Origin of the sequence: Micromonospora sp. NPDC085948 (assembly GCF_040686315.1) — a bacterium.
Classification (GTDB): domain Bacteria; phylum Actinomycetota; class Actinomycetes; order Mycobacteriales; family Micromonosporaceae; genus Micromonospora.
Map to the genome: position 1 here is coordinate 83,295 of NZ_JBFBJW010000012.1, position 15,342 is coordinate 98,636.

Below are 15,342 nucleotides of genomic sequence, written 5' to 3' on the forward strand. Positions count from 1 at the left end.
GGCATTGAGCTCAATCGGAACTGTAATTACTGCGCCAAATTTAATGACCAAGAGGTGAATTGCTCCAACGGCTCATTCGTCGAAGTCGCTAAATTCGTCCGAATCGTAGAATTCAGATAGGTAGTCAGGTTCGGCAAACGAATCTTCGGGCGCAAAATCGTCCAGTCCCTCGGGCGCCTCCGATCTTCTATCGAGTGCTTCAAATCTTCTTTGTATTAGAGCGTTCAAGCGCGCCGTCTGTGTCGCAAGTGTCCTACGCGCGCCGGCGGAAACCCTTCGCTCCGTTACGCTGCTAGCAAGCAGAGAGATAGTGCGCGCTTGCCGGGCAATTCGCACGTCGGGGTGACTTCGGTCAGGGAAAATATCGTCGGGCACGATAATTCTTACGACAGGAGCGGGAAGCTCCTGGGGCGGCCCGGGGTGAAAATCTCCTTCGTTCAAGATCGCGCCGAAAGTGCTCTCTCTGAGCAGTTTTTGGTAAACAGTGAAACCGTATGGATCCAGCGCTGCTTTTCGTTCCTTGTATGGCAGATCGCCAATCTCAGGCAATGACCACATGGAGACGGTGTGCACCTCGAACGGATCCAATACGTGTCTCGCCACCGCATCCGAGCGCTGCCCCGTAAGGTGTCGGCCGATCCTTATTCCGAATCCTTCGGCAGTTTGGCCGACGTAAATCGGCTCTCCGTCGAAGTCGTAGAAGGCGTATACCCCTGCTCTTGCTTGCCCAAGGGTCTGACCCGGACGCTGCGGGTCATCTGCTTTCAGCGCGAGTGCTATGGCGTGCCGGATAGCTTGCACTTCCCGCGGGAGCGATGTCGTTGAGATGTCGATCCTTGGACCGTAGGGCATGCCGGCCTCCGAGCTCAGGGGGGTCGCGTCAGCCTACGCTGATCTTGTCCTTTCCGTTAGGCGCAACACCGTAGGCGGTTTCGCGTGTGGAGCGTCCCGCTCCTAGGGGCGGGATCTTGAAAGCTGCGGCCCGGCTTGGAAAGATCTAGGCATGGGCGACACCGTGGGAAGCGCTGCGATTGACGACGACGAGTGGCAGCAGGCGACTGACCTCGCCGCGTCGTTGGGCCCGAAGGTGTGCGAGTGGATCTTGGAGCTGACTAGTGACGCGGGTCTCCACCTGCACTCGATCGAGAAGAGGGTTAAGAGTCGTCCGCATGCGGAACAGAAGATCGTCAACAAGGTCAGGGGGGATTACTCCCTCAAGGACATGACGGACATTCTGGGCGTTCGTATCATTACCTTCTTTCCTGACGAGATCGATGTCGTTGCTTCGTTGATCGAACAGGAGTTCGACGTTGATCGGGGCAACTCGGTAGACAAGCGCGCCTTACTGGACCCTGATAGGTTCGGCTACTTGTCGCTGCATTACGTCGTTAGAGTGCAACGCGAGCAATGCTCGCTCCGAGATTTCAAGAAATACCAGAACTTCAGATTCGAGATCCAGATTCGAACTATCCTGCAACACGCGTGGGCCGAGATTGAACATGACCTCGGTTACAAGTCTAAGGAGGAGCTGCCATCGGGGTTTCAACGGCGCTTTTCGCGTCTCGCCGGACTCCTCGAACTCGCCGACACCGAATTCCAGCAAATCCGAGGCGATCTCCAAAACTACCAAGCCGAAGTGGGCAACGCAGTGCGGGATGAGCCAGGTGATGTCCCCGTGAACCGCGATTCCATTTCCGCATTCATCTCGGAGTCCGACCTCATCCGTAGACTCGACGCCAAATTGGCCAAGGAGATATACGGTGATACGAGGATTGCGGGGAAACCGAGCCGAAAATACGCCTCCAGGCTGGCTGTTCTCCTGCAAGAGTTCGGGTTTGAGAGTGTTGGACAAATTGAAAACTCTCTGCGTGGCCGAGAAGCCCTGTTCGTCGCTTTCCTGGCTCAGTACAAGGCGCTTCAGCAGCGGGAAACCGTTCCGGTCGGCGGCTGCCTTCTCTTCTACCTCATGTTGGAGGCGGCACTACGTCCTGAGGAGGAGGGTCGGAGGCTTCTGAGTCAGATCACCTCGACGTTGTCGTATGAGAAGGCCCGGGCCAGGGCGGCAGCCGCAAAGGTAGAAGCGGAGGCTGGTTGAGTCTTCATCGCTTAGCGGGTGCAGGGCGAGGTCAGTCTTTTCTGCGCTTATTCTATTGCCCCCGAAGATTCGAAGACCAGGCGATAGGCAAACACCGAGTAGAGCGCTGAGATTTCGAGTAATGCGCAAGCGAGGGGCTAAATCGCAGCCATCGATCCTGAGGCGCAGATTCAGCTCGGAACCTTGATCGACCCTCGCAATCTGCGATCGAGGTGTTGTTTTGTGTGTTGCTCGATGCGCGGAGGCAGTCAGACGACCGAACCGCCAGCAAGGTAAACGGGCGCGCAGCTGTGGCGGGCGCGCATCGCCGGTTGGATCCGTGTCGCGACGTTGTTGGGAAGCCGCTGCTCGGCCTCTTGAAGTCGGAAAAAGGCGATGTCCTCCAACTCCTGTGCCGGCAAGTTGAGGTCATCAAGGTTGGCGATCGACCCGCAATCGAACGTGAAGCTGATGATCGCGCGTGGCCGTTGCCCGGCGGGCGGTGCCCAGTCGACGACGAGAAGGCTGCCCACTACCACCGAGATCCCCAACTCCTCTCGGATCTCACGGGCGCAGGCATCATGTGGGTATTCGCCGTCGTCGACATAGCCGCCGGGGAAGGCCCAGTGGTCGCGGTACGTGGGCTTGACGAGCAGCACGTTGCCGTCGGGGTCGGTGATGAAGGCCGCAGCGGCGGCGTAGAAGGAAGCCAGGTTGGCGTACCAGGTGGCGGGCTCCGTCCAGGTCACCTCCGTGACGCTAGCGGACGGGTTCAGACGGAGCTTCGCGCTATGCGATTGTTGGCATGGTCGCGAGGGTGTGGAGGACTTCGTTGACCTGGGGCGATGCCCGCTGCGGGCTGAGCGTTGCGGTGATTTCGCGGACGCGCTGTTGAACACGGGCCGACTGGATGCCAGTGGCGTGCTGTGCCAACTCCCGAGCCCAGTCGCAGGCGGCGTCGGTGTCTCCAGCGCGAGCATGAGTCATGGCGACAAGCGCGGTGTGCAGGGCACGTGTCCGGGTGTTATCGCTGGCGAGGGTCAGAGCATCGGGAGCGTGGCCAAGGGCCAGCGCGTATAGATGTAGGTCACCCAGGCACCTCAATGCGGCTCCGGCGAGGTGGGCAGGACTGAAGTAGGTGACCCAGCGTGGGCCAAGGTCTGCCCCTGTCCGGTCAAGAGCACGCTCAGCTCTGGCGAGCGCGAGTTGGCAGACACGTCGCTCGCCTAACTGGCCGTATGCGGTGGCAGCGGTCCCGTGCAGCCGAGCGAGCACGGCGGCTGGCGCACGCCCTGCCCCGTCGATGGCCGCTTCGGCGAGGCGGGCCGCGTCACGGGAGTGGCCCAAGTGTACGGCCTGGGTGGCGAGGTTCGCAAGTAGGTGAGCGCCGTACAGGCGGTCATCGGCGGCCTTTGCGAGCCGCAAAGCGACGGTGACGTGTTGTTGGGCGCAGACATGGTCGCCCGCGTCGTACGACATGAATGCGAGTTGACCGCAGAGCGTTGCGGCTGCGCGCATGAGGTCACGTCCCACGGCTTCGGTGTAGGTGCCGTGCATCATCAGAGTGACCTGACGTACGAGGAAGTCGGCCATGAGCGTCCGGGTGCGCGGCGAGCCGCTCCCGTGACGTCGGTCGAGATCGGCGAAGTGATCGGCCAGCGCGTAGAGCGATTGAACGTCGGTGGCGGTGACCTGCTGTCGGCCGTTCCGACTGACCGTCTGGTCGCGGAGGTCATACCGCCAACCGAGCGCTGCCTGTAACGCCTTGCCGCTGTCGAACGTTTCGTTGGTTTGCTGGTTGAGGTGCTTGGCCAGCGCCGTCCAGATCTGCTCGGCGGCGTCGATCGCGCCGTCGACGGATGCAGGGTAGGCACATGTTCCGACGCCCTCGGACGCACCGAAGCCCAACTCCGTGGTGGCGACCGAGCGACCGAGCTTGCGGGCAAATGTTTCCGCCATCGCGGCTTGGACGTGCTCGCCGGGCCGGCGACCCCGCAACCACCAGTAGACGCTTGCCGCGTCGTACCGCCAGGCACCCTGGTCGCGACCGGCGTGATTGAGCTGGCGAGCGAATGCGGCGTGGGCGTTGCCGTAGCCGGCGGCAAGCAGCAGCCCTTCGAGCGCCGCGTTCGTCACCGGTCTCGCCACGGTTCCACCTCCAGGCATCAGTCAACTTCATCCGGTGACGAGCCTATGGGTTGATGCGGTCCTATGGGGACCGGCGCAACCCGGCGCAACCCACGCCCTGAACAGCGCAATGGCACGCATTGCTTGCCATCTGGTCCGCTCTCCGGCGGTGGGCTTCGCTGATCAGCGGAGGTCATCAGCGACGGAGGTGGGCATGCGGGGCGACGAGGCGGCGAGCAAGAGCGAGCAGGCTGAGGCGGCCGAGCGGGAAGCCGCCAAGCAGCGCCTCCTCGCGCAGGCCGAGGCAGACCGTGTACCGGTGGAAGACACGACCCGTGCGGTCCCGGATCGGCGGTGGCGGCGTGACCAGCGATGACCTGCCGATCGGCCGCCGGGTCGCGCGCTGGCGGGTACGGCGCTCGATGACGCAGCAGCAGCTCGCGGATCGTATATGTCGGTCGAAGAGTTGGGTCGACAAGGTCGAGCGGGGTGTGCGCGCCCTGGACCGGTACTCGGTGATCCAGGAGTTGGCCGAGGTGCTGCGGGTCAACCCCGAGGTGCTGCTCAGCCAGCGGCCGCAGCGCACACCGATCGGCACTGTCGAGGGGGTGGACGACATCCGGGCCGCTCTTGCGCGCTACGACACCTCGCAGGCGTCAGAGCGGACGACGGAAGAGGCGAATAGGCAGGTCGGATACGCCTGGTTGACCTATCAGCACGCGGACTACGCCCAGTTGGTGCGGACGTTGCCGGGCCTGCTCGACGCCGTCCAGGGCTCGCGGTCGCCGGAGTTGCTGGTGCAGGCGTACCGGATCACCTCGTCGTTGCTGGTCAAGCTCGGTGCGGCCGACCTCGGCTGGCTGGCCGCCGATCGAGCAAGGGCCGCCGCCGGTGACGATCCGCTGTTGTCGGCGGCAGCGGTCGTGTCGATCGCCCAGGCGCTCCGGGCGCAAAACCGAGACCACCTGGCGTTGGCCGCGCTGCTCCCCGCCGCCAACCGCGCCCTTCCACCCTCAACCCACTCCGGTGATCAAGAGGTTAGCGGGACTTTTGTAGATCAAACTGCCCGCAAACCTCTTGATCACCGGGGTCGGGCCGATCGTCGGGAGTGGGCGGCGGGTGGGACGCTGCTGGTGCAGGCCGCTCTGGCCGCTGCCGGGTGTGGTGAGCACCGCCGTGCGGGCGAGTTGATCGACCGGGCCGCGGGCATCGCCACAATCCTTCGGGGGTACGACGATCCGCACCGCACCAGCTTTGGGCCGGTTGCCGTCGAGTTGGCCCGGGTGCTGGTGGCGGCGCAACGAGGTGACGCCGCCGAGGCAGTGCGTCGGCACTCGACAGTGGTGCGGCGGGAGGGGTGGCGGCGTTTGCCGTCCGAGTATCGGGGCGCGTACCTGCTCGACGTCGCGCGGGCGTACCTCCGGGTGGGTGACCTGCGCGGGGCCGCACGCGCCCTCGTCGACGCGGACCACGTCGCGCCGGCCGAGGTCCGGTGCCGGCCGTTGGCGCGTACCGTGATCGCCGATCTTGCCCGCGTGCGGCCGGCGCCGGCTGGCGTGACGCGACTGGCGGCGGCTGTCGGTCTTACCCGCTGACCGCCGTACCGGCAGCGGGGCGGTATGGCTACCACGGCCAGTGCTTGGCCAGGTTGGTCGGGTCGTCGCCCGGCGACACCACGAACGCGCAGGAGCCGCTGTCGTCGAGCAACAGCAACGGGCCGGCCTGCGACGCCAGCGCCACCGACGCGGCCAAGACGGCGAGGCCCGACGGCTTGCGGAATCCGATGTGGGTCACAGCTTGGTTCAACGCCGCAGGCTCGCCGCGGGTGGCACCATCGACGCCGCCCAGCGTGACCTCTCCCAGGTCCAGGCCACCCATCGACGCGCACCTGGCGGGGTTCGGGCAGCCGGGGAGGTCGGCGGTCACTTCATGCCCCGTGACCTGGAACCACGGCGTGCCGTGACAGCCAGCCTCCCGAAACGCCGACAGGACCTGTTCCACTGTCGGCAGCTGACGGACTGGTGGTGGCTCCTCGGGCAGACCAAAGGAAGACTCAGCGCCGGCCGCCCACTCGAGTCCACCATTCTCGGCTGCCTGATGCAGGGGCGTCACCACCAGGAACCAACCCACAGCACGCATTGTGCCATCCCGACGTCCGGACCAGGACGTGAGGCGAGCCGTCTGGGGCGTCTGCCTCGTTGGCGGGCACCCCGGTAACGAGGTGGACGGGCTGGTGGGGCAACGGGCAGCATCGCGTGGTGCACATAGCGACGGATGGGGAAGCCGTCGACATCATCACCGCTGCCGACCACTGGCAGTCCTCCTGGTATCCGCCGTCGAACCTTCCCGCTGGCACTCCACACGGATCGGCCGGGATCTGCGTGGTCGCTGGCCAGGTGATCCTGGTCAGCGATGACGGCAGGCACTGGCAGTTCCCGGGCGGACGCCCGGAGGTCGGCGAGGACTGGTCCGTCACCCTGGCCCGTGAGGTGAGGGAGGAGGCGTGCGCGACGGTGCACGACTCTCGATTGCTGGGCTTCAGCCGTGGGGTGTGCAGGAGAGGGCCGGAGCAGGGTCTCGTGCTCGTGCGGGCACTGTGGCGCGCCGAGGTCCGCCTGGACGCCTGGACACCCGAGCACGAGATGGTCGAGCGTCGTCTCGTCCCTCCCGAAGGCGTGTGGGACGCGTTGACTATTCCGACCGGCTGGGAGCCGATTTTCCGCCGTATCTTGGTCGAGGCAGATATCCCAGTTGGTCAATCGCCGAGAGGCGGACCGGTAAACCCCTGACTGCGCCCGAGTTGGCTGGCGACAGCATCTCCGCTGGTCCTGGTAGGGTTGGCGTGGGAACCAATGTTTAGGAGCTTTCGGCTCCGAAGGGATCGAGTCTTCGATCCTCCAGCGAGTCTCAAACTCGCCTCGCAGGATTTCCGCCAGGCGCACATTCGTGCCACGGCCCCTGCGAAGCCTCTTCGTAGTGGGCCTGCCTGGCCCTACGAGCCGAAGGGCTTCCCATGACCGCCACCGTCAGCTACGCCGACGAGGCCGCGATCCGCGCTCACTACCAGCACATGCTCGACAGTTGGGGCGATTCATCCGCCTACGCCGAATGCTTTACCCCCGACGCCGACTACATCATCGCGAACGGGATGATCGAGCACGGCTGGCAGGAGATCGTCGACGGCCACGACATCATCTTCTCGGCGTGGGCACGCAACAGCCGTTTGGTCGGTCGGATCGAGAGCATCCGCTTCATCACCAACGAGGTGGCGTTGCTGATCGCGCACGGGCACATCGAATACCTGGACAACCGTTCCAGCGACGGCAACAAGCGCACCGTGTACTCGCTGGTGGCCCAGCGATTCGAGGGCCGCTGGCTGTTCGCCGCGTACCAGAACACACCGCTGGCCGGTCACTGACCGCCCCGCCCCACTGCCCCGGTGATCATGGAGTTGGCGGGCCTTGTGTAGATCAAATCGTCCGTCAACCTCATGATCGACGGGGCGGGGCGGGGCGGGGCGGGGCTCGGCTGGGCGACGGTGGCGGTCTTAACCGTTGACCGAGGCGCGCTGGCGGAAGTCCTCCGCGGGGTTGATGGTGCGCACCGGATCGGGCACCGGACCGCGTCGCCGCCACTCGCGCGGGTAGCCCAGCGAGACCTCCTCGAACCGCACCCCGTCATAAAACGTGGTGCGGGGGATGTGCAGGTGCCCGTAGACCATTGTGGCCGCACCGAAGCGCAGGTGCCAGTCGCGGGTGCGCACGGTGCCGCACCACTGGGCGAACTCCGGGTACCACAGGATGTCGGTCGGCTCGCGCACCAGCGGGTAGTGGTTGACGAGCACGGTCGGCAGGGTCGGGTCGAGTGCGGCCAACCGGCGTTCGGTCTCGGTGATCCGGGCGTCGCACCACGCCTCCCGGCTCGGGTACGGGTCGGGGTGCAGCAGCGCCTCGTCCCTGCACACCACCCCGGCCCGGTACGCCAGGCCCAGTGACTCCTGCTTGGTGTTCGCCCCGGGCACCCGGAACGTGTAGTCGTAGAGCACGAAGAGGGGGGCGATCGTGGCCGGGCCGCCCACGCCGTCCCAGACCGGGTACGGATCCTCCGGGGTGACGACGCCCAGCCCACGGCACATGCGGACCAGTGCCTCGTAGCGCGCCACGCCGCGCAGCTGCACCGGGTCTTTGGGTGGCGTCCACAACTCGTGGTTGCCCGGCGCCCAGACGACAGTCGCGAACCTGGTGCTCAGCAGCGCCAGTGCCCACTCGATGTCGGCGTACCGTTCGGCCACGTCGCCGGCGACGAGCAACCAGTCGCCGGCGTGGTCCGGGTGTAGCTCCTGGACGAACGAGCGGTTCTCCGGGTGGGCGATGTGCAGGTCGCTGACGGCCCGCAGCCGCGGAGATGGGCTCACCCCTTCGAGGCTAGGCGTCGCGGCCCGATCGGAACAGGCCCTGTCCGGCGTTCCTGGGCGAGTCCCGTCGCCGGCATATCCGCCGACTCGGCGGGAAAGCCGCGACGTCCGACAGCCCGAGACCGGAGCAGGAGACAAACATGCCTTTCATCACCGTGGGTACGGAAAACTCCGCGCCCATCGACCTGTACTACGAGGATCACGGTTCCGGTAAGCCGGTCGTGCTGATCGCGGGTTTCCCGTTCAACGGGGCAACCTTCGAGAAGGCGACAAACGCGCTACTCAACGCCGGATACCGGACGATCACCTACGATCGGCGCGGCTACGGCAACTCGGCCCAGCCGACCTTCGGCTACGACTACAACACGTTCGCGGCCGACCTGGACGTGTTGATGACCGAGTTGGACCTGAAGGACGCGACCCTGGTCGGTCACTCGATGGGCACCGGCGAGGTCGTCCGCTACCTGGCCAACTACGGCTCCCAGCGAGTGAGTCGCGGTGTGCTGCTCAGCCCGCTGCAACCGATGCTGGCCAAGGCGAAGGACAACCCGGAGGGTGTCGACACGAGCCTCTTCCAGGGATTCCAGCAGGCCATCATCAAGGACCGCTACGCCTACCTGACCCAGTTCTGCGACGCGTTCTTCAACTACAGCGAGAACAAGGGCAAGCTGGTCAGCGAGGACGCGTACCGGGGGCACTGGCAGATCGGCGCGATGGCCTCGGCCAGGGCCACCCATGACAGCGTGACCGCCTGGCAGGAGGACTTCCGTCAGGACCTGCCGAAGATCGACGTGCCGATCTTGATCATGCAGGGTGACAAGGACAACGTGCTGCCCTACCCGGTGACCGGTCAGCGGCTCGGGCCGATGATGCCGACCGCCAACCTGATCACGATGAAGGGCGCGCCGCACGGCATTCCGTGGACCCACGCCGACGAGGTCAACAAGGCGATCATGGACTTCATGAAGCAGCCGGCCAAGGCTCGCGCCTGACCCGTACCGGTAGCCGATCGGACGCCAGCGCCGTGAGGCGCCGCGGCACCCGGCCCACGGTTCGCACCGGGGCCGGGTGCCGCCGTCGGTCAGGGCCGGTACGCCACCACCGCGCCGTTGGCGCCGGGGGCGTCGAACGGCACGGTACGCACGTCGACGAAACCGGCGTCGGAGAGCCAGGCCGTGTACTCCGCGCCCGAGTAGTTCCGGCCGCCCTCGGTTTCGACAAGCATGTTCATGCCCATCAGCGCCGCCTCCGGCGGACCGGTGCGCTCGTCGTTGAGTAGCAACTCACACACGACGATCGCCCCACCGGGCGGCAGCGCCGCGTGGCAGCGGGCCAGCAGCGCCCGGTTGGTGGGCTCGTCCCAGTCGTGCAGGATCATGCTGAGCAGGATGACGTCGTGCCCGCCCGGCAGCGCCGGGTCGACGAGGAAGTCCCCGGCGACCGCGTCGATCCGCCCGGTCAGACCGGCCTCCGCGATCCGCTCCCGCGCCCGTACGCAGACGTGCGGCAGGTCCAGCACCGTGGCCCGCAGGTCGGGCAGGCGGCGGCAGAACTCGATCGGGAACGCCCCCGCCCCGCCGCCCACGTCGAGCAACCGGCGGTGCGCGGAGAAGTCGTACGCGTCGGCCAACGCGCTGGCGGTGAAACTGGACGTGGAGAACATCGCGTCCCAGAACTGCGCCAACATCGCCGGGTCCTCGGTGTCGAACATCGACTGCTGGGACTCCGGGTCCCAGGTCAACGGCCGATCCGTGCGCAGGGCCTCGCCGATGCGGTGCCAGGGCAGGTAGGTGCGCAGGTCCGAGTAGCGCACCTGCGCGCCGAAGTAGTACGGGCGGCCTTCGACCAGGAACTGCTCGGCCAACTCGGTGTTGCGGTAGCCGTCGCCGGCCTTCTCCAACAGGCCGAGCGAGGCGGTCGCGGCCAGGAACAGGTCCGCGGGCCGATCGGGCAGCCCGAACTCGGCGGCGACCTCGTCGACAGTCATCGTCCGACCGCCGGCCAACCTGGTGAACAGGCCGAGTTCGACGCCGACCGCGAGGGTCTTGAACCCCCAGACACCGGCCACCAGACGCATGAGGGGAGTGGGAGTGGTCACGGAAACATCAGATCATAGGTTGTCGAAGTCCACGATGGTCGATTTCACGCCCGGATGAGGGTCACCAGTCCGGCCGCGACCAGCACGCCGGCCCAGAGCCGATCCACGTTGAACCACGCCCGACGCAGCACCCCGACCCCCAGCACCTGGTAGACCAGCACCGCCACGACCAGGGCCGTGCCGAGCATGGCCACGGTGTGCACCCCCGCCGCCGCGAGCCCGGACAGCGCGCCCACCGGCGCGGCCGCCAGGTGCCCGGAATGACCCCCGGACACCGGCGCGGCCACCAGCAGCGGCAACAGCATCAGGCCCGCGCCGTGCGCCGACGACATGAGGAACGACCAGCCGGCGAGCTGGGCGGAGGACAACCGCATCCCCGCCCAGCGGAAGTGCCGTTCGGAGAGCAGCCGCCACAACCCGAACCCGACGAGCAGCACACCACCGACCACCGCCACGGCGGTGCTCGCCGTCACCGACCGGGTCGCGCTGACCATCGCCGCGACGATGGCCACCGAGGCGAGATGCCCCGCCGCGATCGGCGGCAACGACCGCAGCAGGGCCGCCCGGCTGCGTTCCTGCAGGCCCCGGGCCACCGCGAACAGCCAACCCATCGCCGGGTTCAGACCGTGGAACGCGCCGAGCGCGACGAGCGTCACCCAGGTGCCGACGGTCACGGGAAGCAGTACGAGTCGGAGGACGCGTCCCCGCCCTGCAACCGGGTCTGGTGCACCCGCAGCCCGCGGAACTCCTCCCCGTGCGGGAAGAACCGCTCGTCGGGGGTGAGCCCGCCGGCCTCGGTGTCGACGTCGAGCTTCGCCAACCAGGCACCCACCCCGTCGGGGTAGAACTGGTCGTCCCACGCGCCGTAGAGGGAGTTGCTGACGTAGACCCGCCGGCCGTCCCGGCTCACCTCGACCATCTGCGGCCCACCCGCGAGGGCCTCGTCCGGCGCGGACGGGTGTGCGGTGCGACGCACGATCCCACCGAGGTGCACCGAGCCGGTGTGCACGGGGTGCAGCGGGTCGCTGACGTCGTACTGGCGCAGCTCTCCGGTGCCCCAGCAGGAGACGTAGAGGAACCGGTCGTCGACCGACAGGTCGATGTCGGTCACCAGCGGCGGCACCGCGCCGAACGGCTTGAGCAGGTCGGGCAGATCCGCCGCGTCGGCCGGCTCGGCCGGGATGTCGATCACCTTGGTGACCGCCCAGGCGTCCCCGTCCCGGTGCCACAGCCAGACCGAGGCGGACAGGTCCTCCACACTGATCACCACGCCGACGAACCCGTACGACTTCGTCGGGTCGTGCGCCGGGCGCAGCTCCAACGGCATCTGGTACTGGTCGCCCAGGTCGACGCGCTGCACGTGTCGGCGCTTCGCGAGATCCCAGAAGTGGATCGCGTGGCCGTAGCGTCGGCCCAGCAGCAACTCACCGATGATGCCGTCCTCGATCATCGACGGGGTGCCCCACTCGCTGGTGACCAGCACGTCCTGGGTGAGGTGCCACCACACGTCGTACGCCAGGAACTGTGGACCCCGGTCGGACTCCCACGCTCCGCGTACCTCGAACGTGGTGTGGTCGAGGATGGCGATGCCACCCGGCCCCTCCGCGCCGTCCGCGCCGCCGAGGGCGGAGAGGTAGATGCCGTCCGGGCCACAGTGCACGGTGTGCGGGCGCGAGTAGCCGGCCTTCTTGGCCAACTCCTCCGCCTCGATCACCTTGACCACCTGCGGCTGCCGCGGGTCGGGCTGCGTGTCGAGCACGTGGATGCGCGACGACCGCAGGCCGGGCACGATCAGGTAGCGCCGCTCCACGTGCGGGTGCGGGGCGGTCGGGCAGAGCGCGCTGCTGCACGCGTTCCACCCGAAGTGGTGCAGCTCGTCGCCGAGGTGCGGCAGGTCCGTCCAGCCGACCACGGTGCCGTAGGCGGGGGAGTCGGGATCGGTGTCCAGCACCACGATGGCGTCCGGACGGCTGGCCGTCCGGTCGAAGGCCGCCACGTAGGCGAGCTTCTCCGCCGGCGCGGTCGCCGCCTCCGAAGGGGAGGGGTAGAAGGTGGGATCGGGGGTCCAGCGGGTCATCGGATCTCCGCTCGTCAGGTGGTGGGAACGCCGAGTCGGTCGAGCAGGTGCCGGCGCAGCACGCCGAAGGCAGGATCGTCCGGCGTACGGGTGGGGGCCAGTTCGACGGGCAGGTCCGCGGCGATGCGGCCCTCGTCGAGGAGCAGGATCCGGTCGGCGAGCAACAGGGCTTCCTCCACGTCGTGGGTGACCAGCAGGGCGGCGAAGCCGTGCTCGGCGCGCAGCCGACGCAGCAGGACCTGCATCCGCAGTCGGGTCAGCGCGTCCAGGGCGCCGAACGGCTCGTCGAGTAGCAGCAGGTCCGGTTCGCGGACCAGGGCCCGCGCGACGGCCACCCGTTGCGCCTGCCCACCGGACAGCTCGGCCGGCCAGGCGCGATCCCGTTCGGCGAGCCCGACCTCGGCCAGCGCGCGCTGGATCCGACCGGTGGTGTCCGCGCCGGACAGCCCGAGCCCGACGTTGGGCGCCACCCGTTTCCAGGGCAGCAACCGGTGCTCCTGGAAGACCACGGCGGCGGCGCCGTGCACGACGATGTCGCCGGTGGCCTCGCCGTCGAGCCCGGCGAGAATCCGCAGGAGGGTGCTCTTGCCGGAGCCACTGCCCCCCAGTAGGGCCACCACCTCGCCCCGCGCGATGGTCAGGTCGACTCCGGCCAACACGACAGTCGGCCCGAACGCCCGGTGCACCGCGTGCGCGGTCAACACCGGCGTCGTACCGGTCAGGTGGCCCGCAGTCCGCGACGCCATGTCAACATCCTCCTCTCCAGCACCCGCAACGCAAGGTCGGATATCAGCCCGAGCAGGGCGTAGACGAGCAGGCCGAGCACCACCACGTCGGTCTGGCTGAACTCCCTCGCCTCCATCATCAGAAAGCCGATTCCCGTCTGGGCGTTGACCTGTTCACCGACGACCAGGCTGAGCCAGGCCGCCCCGATCGCCAGGCGCAGGCCGAGGAAGAGCGACGGCAGCGCCCCGGGCAGCACCACGTGCCGCAGCCGGGCGGCCTGCCCCAGCCCACAGGTACGGGCGGCCTCCACCAGCCGTTCGTCGATGTCGCGGATGCCGGCGTAGGTGTTGAAGTAGATGGGGAAGAACGCCCCCAGGGCCACCAGGCTGATCTTGAGTGACTCACCGATGCCGACCCAGATGATCAGCAGCGGGACCAGGCCCAGGTGCGGCAGCATCCGGGCCATCTGCACAGGTGGGTCGACCAGGTCGTCGCCGAGGCGCAGCAGCCCCGCCACCGTGCCCAGGACCAGCGCCAGGACGCCGCCGATCAGCAGCCCCGCCCCGGCGCGGGTGAGCGAGTCCAGCAGGTGCACGAGAAGCGTCCCGTCCCGGGTCAGCCGCCAGCCGGTGGCCAGGACGTCACTGGGCGCGGGCAGCTTCTCCGGTGCCAGCAACCCGGTCCGGGCGGCCAACTCCCAGCCCAGGACCAGGACCACCGGGCTGATCAGCCGCCGGTAGCGCCGAGTCGATCTCGGGCGCCGAGGCGTGACGGGCGCGGCGGTCACGACCTCGGCGGGAGGCTCGGCGAGCGTCGTCCGGCTCACTGGAAGACCGCGCTGAACCGGTCGTCGACCCGGGATCGCAGGTCGACCGGCCCCGGAATGAGCTCCAGGGCGATGAAGCTGTCGGTGATCGCCTGGAGCTCGTCGCCGATGGCCGGGGTCACCGGGGCGAGGGGCCGGGCGCTGCGGGCCAGGGCGCGGGTGGTGACGTCCTGCGGGATCTTCAGCTCCGGCGCGAGGGTGCTGGCCCGCTCGTCGGGGTGGGCGATGCCCCAGTCGGTCACCTCGCGGTAGCGCTGGAGGAACGCCCGGACGTCGTCCGACCGCTTCGAGACTGCGTCCGGGGCGGCCAGGACGTACTCGCGGTTGCTGGCCAGACCTGTCGCGTCCGCGAGCACCTGGACCCCCGGTTGCTCGGCCAGCGCGAAGTACGGGTCCCAGATCACCCAGGCGTCGACCTGGCCGCCGTCGAACGCGGGCCGCCCCTCGGCGGGCTTGAGGTACTTGACCTGGATGTCCTTCAAGGTCATGTTGTTCGCCTTGAGGAGCTGGACCAGCAGCCAGTGCACGTTTGACCCCTTGTTCAGGGCCACCGTCTTGCCCTTCAGGTCGGCGAAGGTTCGATACCCGCGATCGGCCTTGACCAGCACGGCCTCGCCCTGCGGGATCGGCGCCGAGGTCCCGATGATGGAGAACGGGATCTTCCCGGCGGCGGCGAAGACGGGTGGCGCCTCGCCGACCTGTCCGATGTCGATGGACCCGGCCTTGAGGGCCTCGGTGAGCGCCGGACCACTCTCGAACAGCGACCACTCCACGTCCGGCGCGGCGCCGCGCGCCTTGACCAGGCTGAGGCCGCCGAAGCGCTGGTACCCGATCCGGAGCTTGCCCCCGCCTTCCCCGGCGTCGGCGGAGCCGCCGCAGGCGCTCAGGGCGGCCGTGGCGAGCAGGGCCACGGTCGTCAGCGCGGCGGTGACCAGGCGACGGTGGTGCGGGGGACGGCGGACCGAGGGGGTACGCATGGCGGCTCCTTGGGGTGGGCAGG

Annotated in this window: 17 protein-coding genes; 6 read left to right on the forward strand and 11 right to left on the reverse strand. The window is 67.6% G+C overall.

Going from position 1 to position 15,342, the window contains the following annotated elements:
- Positions 1-72 precede the first annotated feature (72 nt).
- Positions 73-852: a GIY-YIG nuclease family protein gene (locus AB0O48_RS25925; protein WP_365068847.1), complete on the reverse strand. Its 780-nt coding sequence runs from the start codon at positions 850-852 to the stop codon at positions 73-75.
- Between the two features lie 151 nt (positions 853-1,003).
- Here AB0O48_RS25925 and AB0O48_RS25930 point away from each other — a divergent pair, with 151 nt between their 5' ends.
- Positions 1,004-2,095, forward strand: coding sequence for a hypothetical protein (locus AB0O48_RS25930; protein WP_365068849.1), 1,092 nt, complete (start codon positions 1,004-1,006; stop codon positions 2,093-2,095).
- 248 nt (positions 2,096-2,343) lie between these two features.
- On the opposite strand, the gene AB0O48_RS25935 is transcribed toward AB0O48_RS25930, so the two are convergent.
- Both AB0O48_RS25935 and AB0O48_RS25940 read right to left on the reverse strand, forming a co-directional pair.
- Positions 2,344-2,823: an NUDIX hydrolase gene (locus AB0O48_RS25935; RefSeq protein ID WP_365068851.1), complete on the reverse strand. Its 480-nt coding sequence runs from the start codon at positions 2,821-2,823 to the stop codon at positions 2,344-2,346.
- Between the two features lie 40 nt (positions 2,824-2,863).
- Positions 2,864-4,222: a hypothetical protein gene (locus AB0O48_RS25940; protein ID WP_365068853.1), complete on the reverse strand. Its 1,359-nt coding sequence runs from the start codon at positions 4,220-4,222 to the stop codon at positions 2,864-2,866.
- A 193-nt stretch (positions 4,223-4,415) separates the two neighbouring features.
- On the opposite strand from AB0O48_RS25940, the gene AB0O48_RS25945 reads away from it, so the two are divergent.
- Both AB0O48_RS25945 and AB0O48_RS25950 read left to right on the forward strand, forming a co-directional pair.
- A complete protein-coding gene (locus AB0O48_RS25945; RefSeq protein ID WP_365068855.1) occupies positions 4,416-4,577 on the forward strand; it encodes a hypothetical protein in 162 nt (53 codons plus the stop codon).
- Positions 4,564-5,796, forward strand: a complete 1,233-nt coding sequence (locus tag AB0O48_RS25950) for a helix-turn-helix transcriptional regulator (protein ID WP_365068857.1) — start codon at positions 4,564-4,566, stop codon at positions 5,794-5,796. The genes AB0O48_RS25945 and AB0O48_RS25950 overlap by 14 nt, the downstream gene beginning before the upstream one ends.
- A 28-nt stretch (positions 5,797-5,824) precedes the next feature.
- Here the strand turns inward: AB0O48_RS25950 and AB0O48_RS25955 are convergent, their stop codons facing one another.
- Positions 5,825-6,331 carry a hypothetical protein gene (locus AB0O48_RS25955; protein ID WP_365068859.1) on the reverse strand — a complete coding sequence of 169 codons (507 nt, stop codon included), beginning with the start codon at positions 6,329-6,331 and terminating at the stop codon, positions 5,825-5,827.
- 128 nt (positions 6,332-6,459) lie between these two features.
- Here AB0O48_RS25955 and AB0O48_RS25960 point away from each other — a divergent pair, with 128 nt between their 5' ends.
- Together AB0O48_RS25960 and AB0O48_RS25965 are read left to right on the forward strand one after the other, a co-directional pair.
- Positions 6,460-6,990: an NUDIX domain-containing protein gene (locus tag AB0O48_RS25960; RefSeq protein WP_365068861.1), complete on the forward strand. Its 531-nt coding sequence runs from the start codon at positions 6,460-6,462 to the stop codon at positions 6,988-6,990.
- Between the two features lie 224 nt (positions 6,991-7,214).
- Complete coding sequence (locus AB0O48_RS25965; protein ID WP_365068862.1) at positions 7,215-7,619, forward strand: SgcJ/EcaC family oxidoreductase; 405 nt, start codon at positions 7,215-7,217, stop codon at positions 7,617-7,619.
- Between the two features lie 129 nt (positions 7,620-7,748).
- Here AB0O48_RS25965 and AB0O48_RS25970 read toward each other — a convergent pair whose 3' ends face one another.
- Positions 7,749-8,615, reverse strand: a complete 867-nt coding sequence (locus AB0O48_RS25970; RefSeq protein WP_365068864.1) for a metallophosphoesterase — start codon at positions 8,613-8,615, stop codon at positions 7,749-7,751.
- Between the two features lie 140 nt (positions 8,616-8,755).
- On the opposite strand from AB0O48_RS25970, the gene AB0O48_RS25975 reads away from it, so the two are divergent.
- A complete protein-coding gene (locus AB0O48_RS25975) occupies positions 8,756-9,607 on the forward strand; it encodes an alpha/beta hydrolase (protein ID WP_357253309.1) in 852 nt (283 codons plus the stop codon).
- Between the two features lie 89 nt (positions 9,608-9,696).
- Here the strand turns inward: AB0O48_RS25975 and AB0O48_RS25980 are convergent, their stop codons facing one another.
- Genes AB0O48_RS25980 through AB0O48_RS26005 form a run of 6 tightly spaced genes read right to left on the reverse strand, consistent with a single transcriptional unit; the run spans position 9,697 to position 15,319 of the window.
- Positions 9,697-10,713: a methyltransferase gene (locus AB0O48_RS25980; RefSeq protein ID WP_365068866.1), complete on the reverse strand. Its 1,017-nt coding sequence runs from the start codon at positions 10,711-10,713 to the stop codon at positions 9,697-9,699.
- Positions 10,714-10,757: 44 nt separating this feature from the next.
- Positions 10,758-11,387: a hypothetical protein gene (locus tag AB0O48_RS25985; RefSeq protein ID WP_365068868.1), complete on the reverse strand. Its 630-nt coding sequence runs from the start codon at positions 11,385-11,387 to the stop codon at positions 10,758-10,760.
- Entirely contained in the window at positions 11,384-12,790 is a 1,407-nt protein-coding gene (locus tag AB0O48_RS25990) for a selenium-binding family protein (RefSeq protein WP_365068870.1), read from the reverse strand. The genes AB0O48_RS25985 and AB0O48_RS25990 overlap by 4 nt, the downstream gene beginning before the upstream one ends.
- Before the next feature lie 14 nt (positions 12,791-12,804).
- Entirely contained in the window at positions 12,805-13,536 is a 732-nt protein-coding gene (locus AB0O48_RS25995; RefSeq protein ID WP_365068872.1) for an ABC transporter ATP-binding protein, read from the reverse strand.
- Complete coding sequence (locus AB0O48_RS26000) at positions 13,509-14,342, reverse strand: ABC transporter permease subunit (RefSeq protein WP_357372412.1); 834 nt, start codon at positions 14,340-14,342, stop codon at positions 13,509-13,511. The genes AB0O48_RS25995 and AB0O48_RS26000 overlap by 28 nt, the downstream gene beginning before the upstream one ends.
- Positions 14,339-15,319: an aliphatic sulfonate ABC transporter substrate-binding protein gene (locus tag AB0O48_RS26005; protein WP_365068874.1), complete on the reverse strand. Its 981-nt coding sequence runs from the start codon at positions 15,317-15,319 to the stop codon at positions 14,339-14,341. Before AB0O48_RS26005 ends, AB0O48_RS26000 begins: the two co-directional genes overlap by 4 nt.
- Between the last annotated feature and the right edge of the window lie 23 nt (positions 15,320-15,342).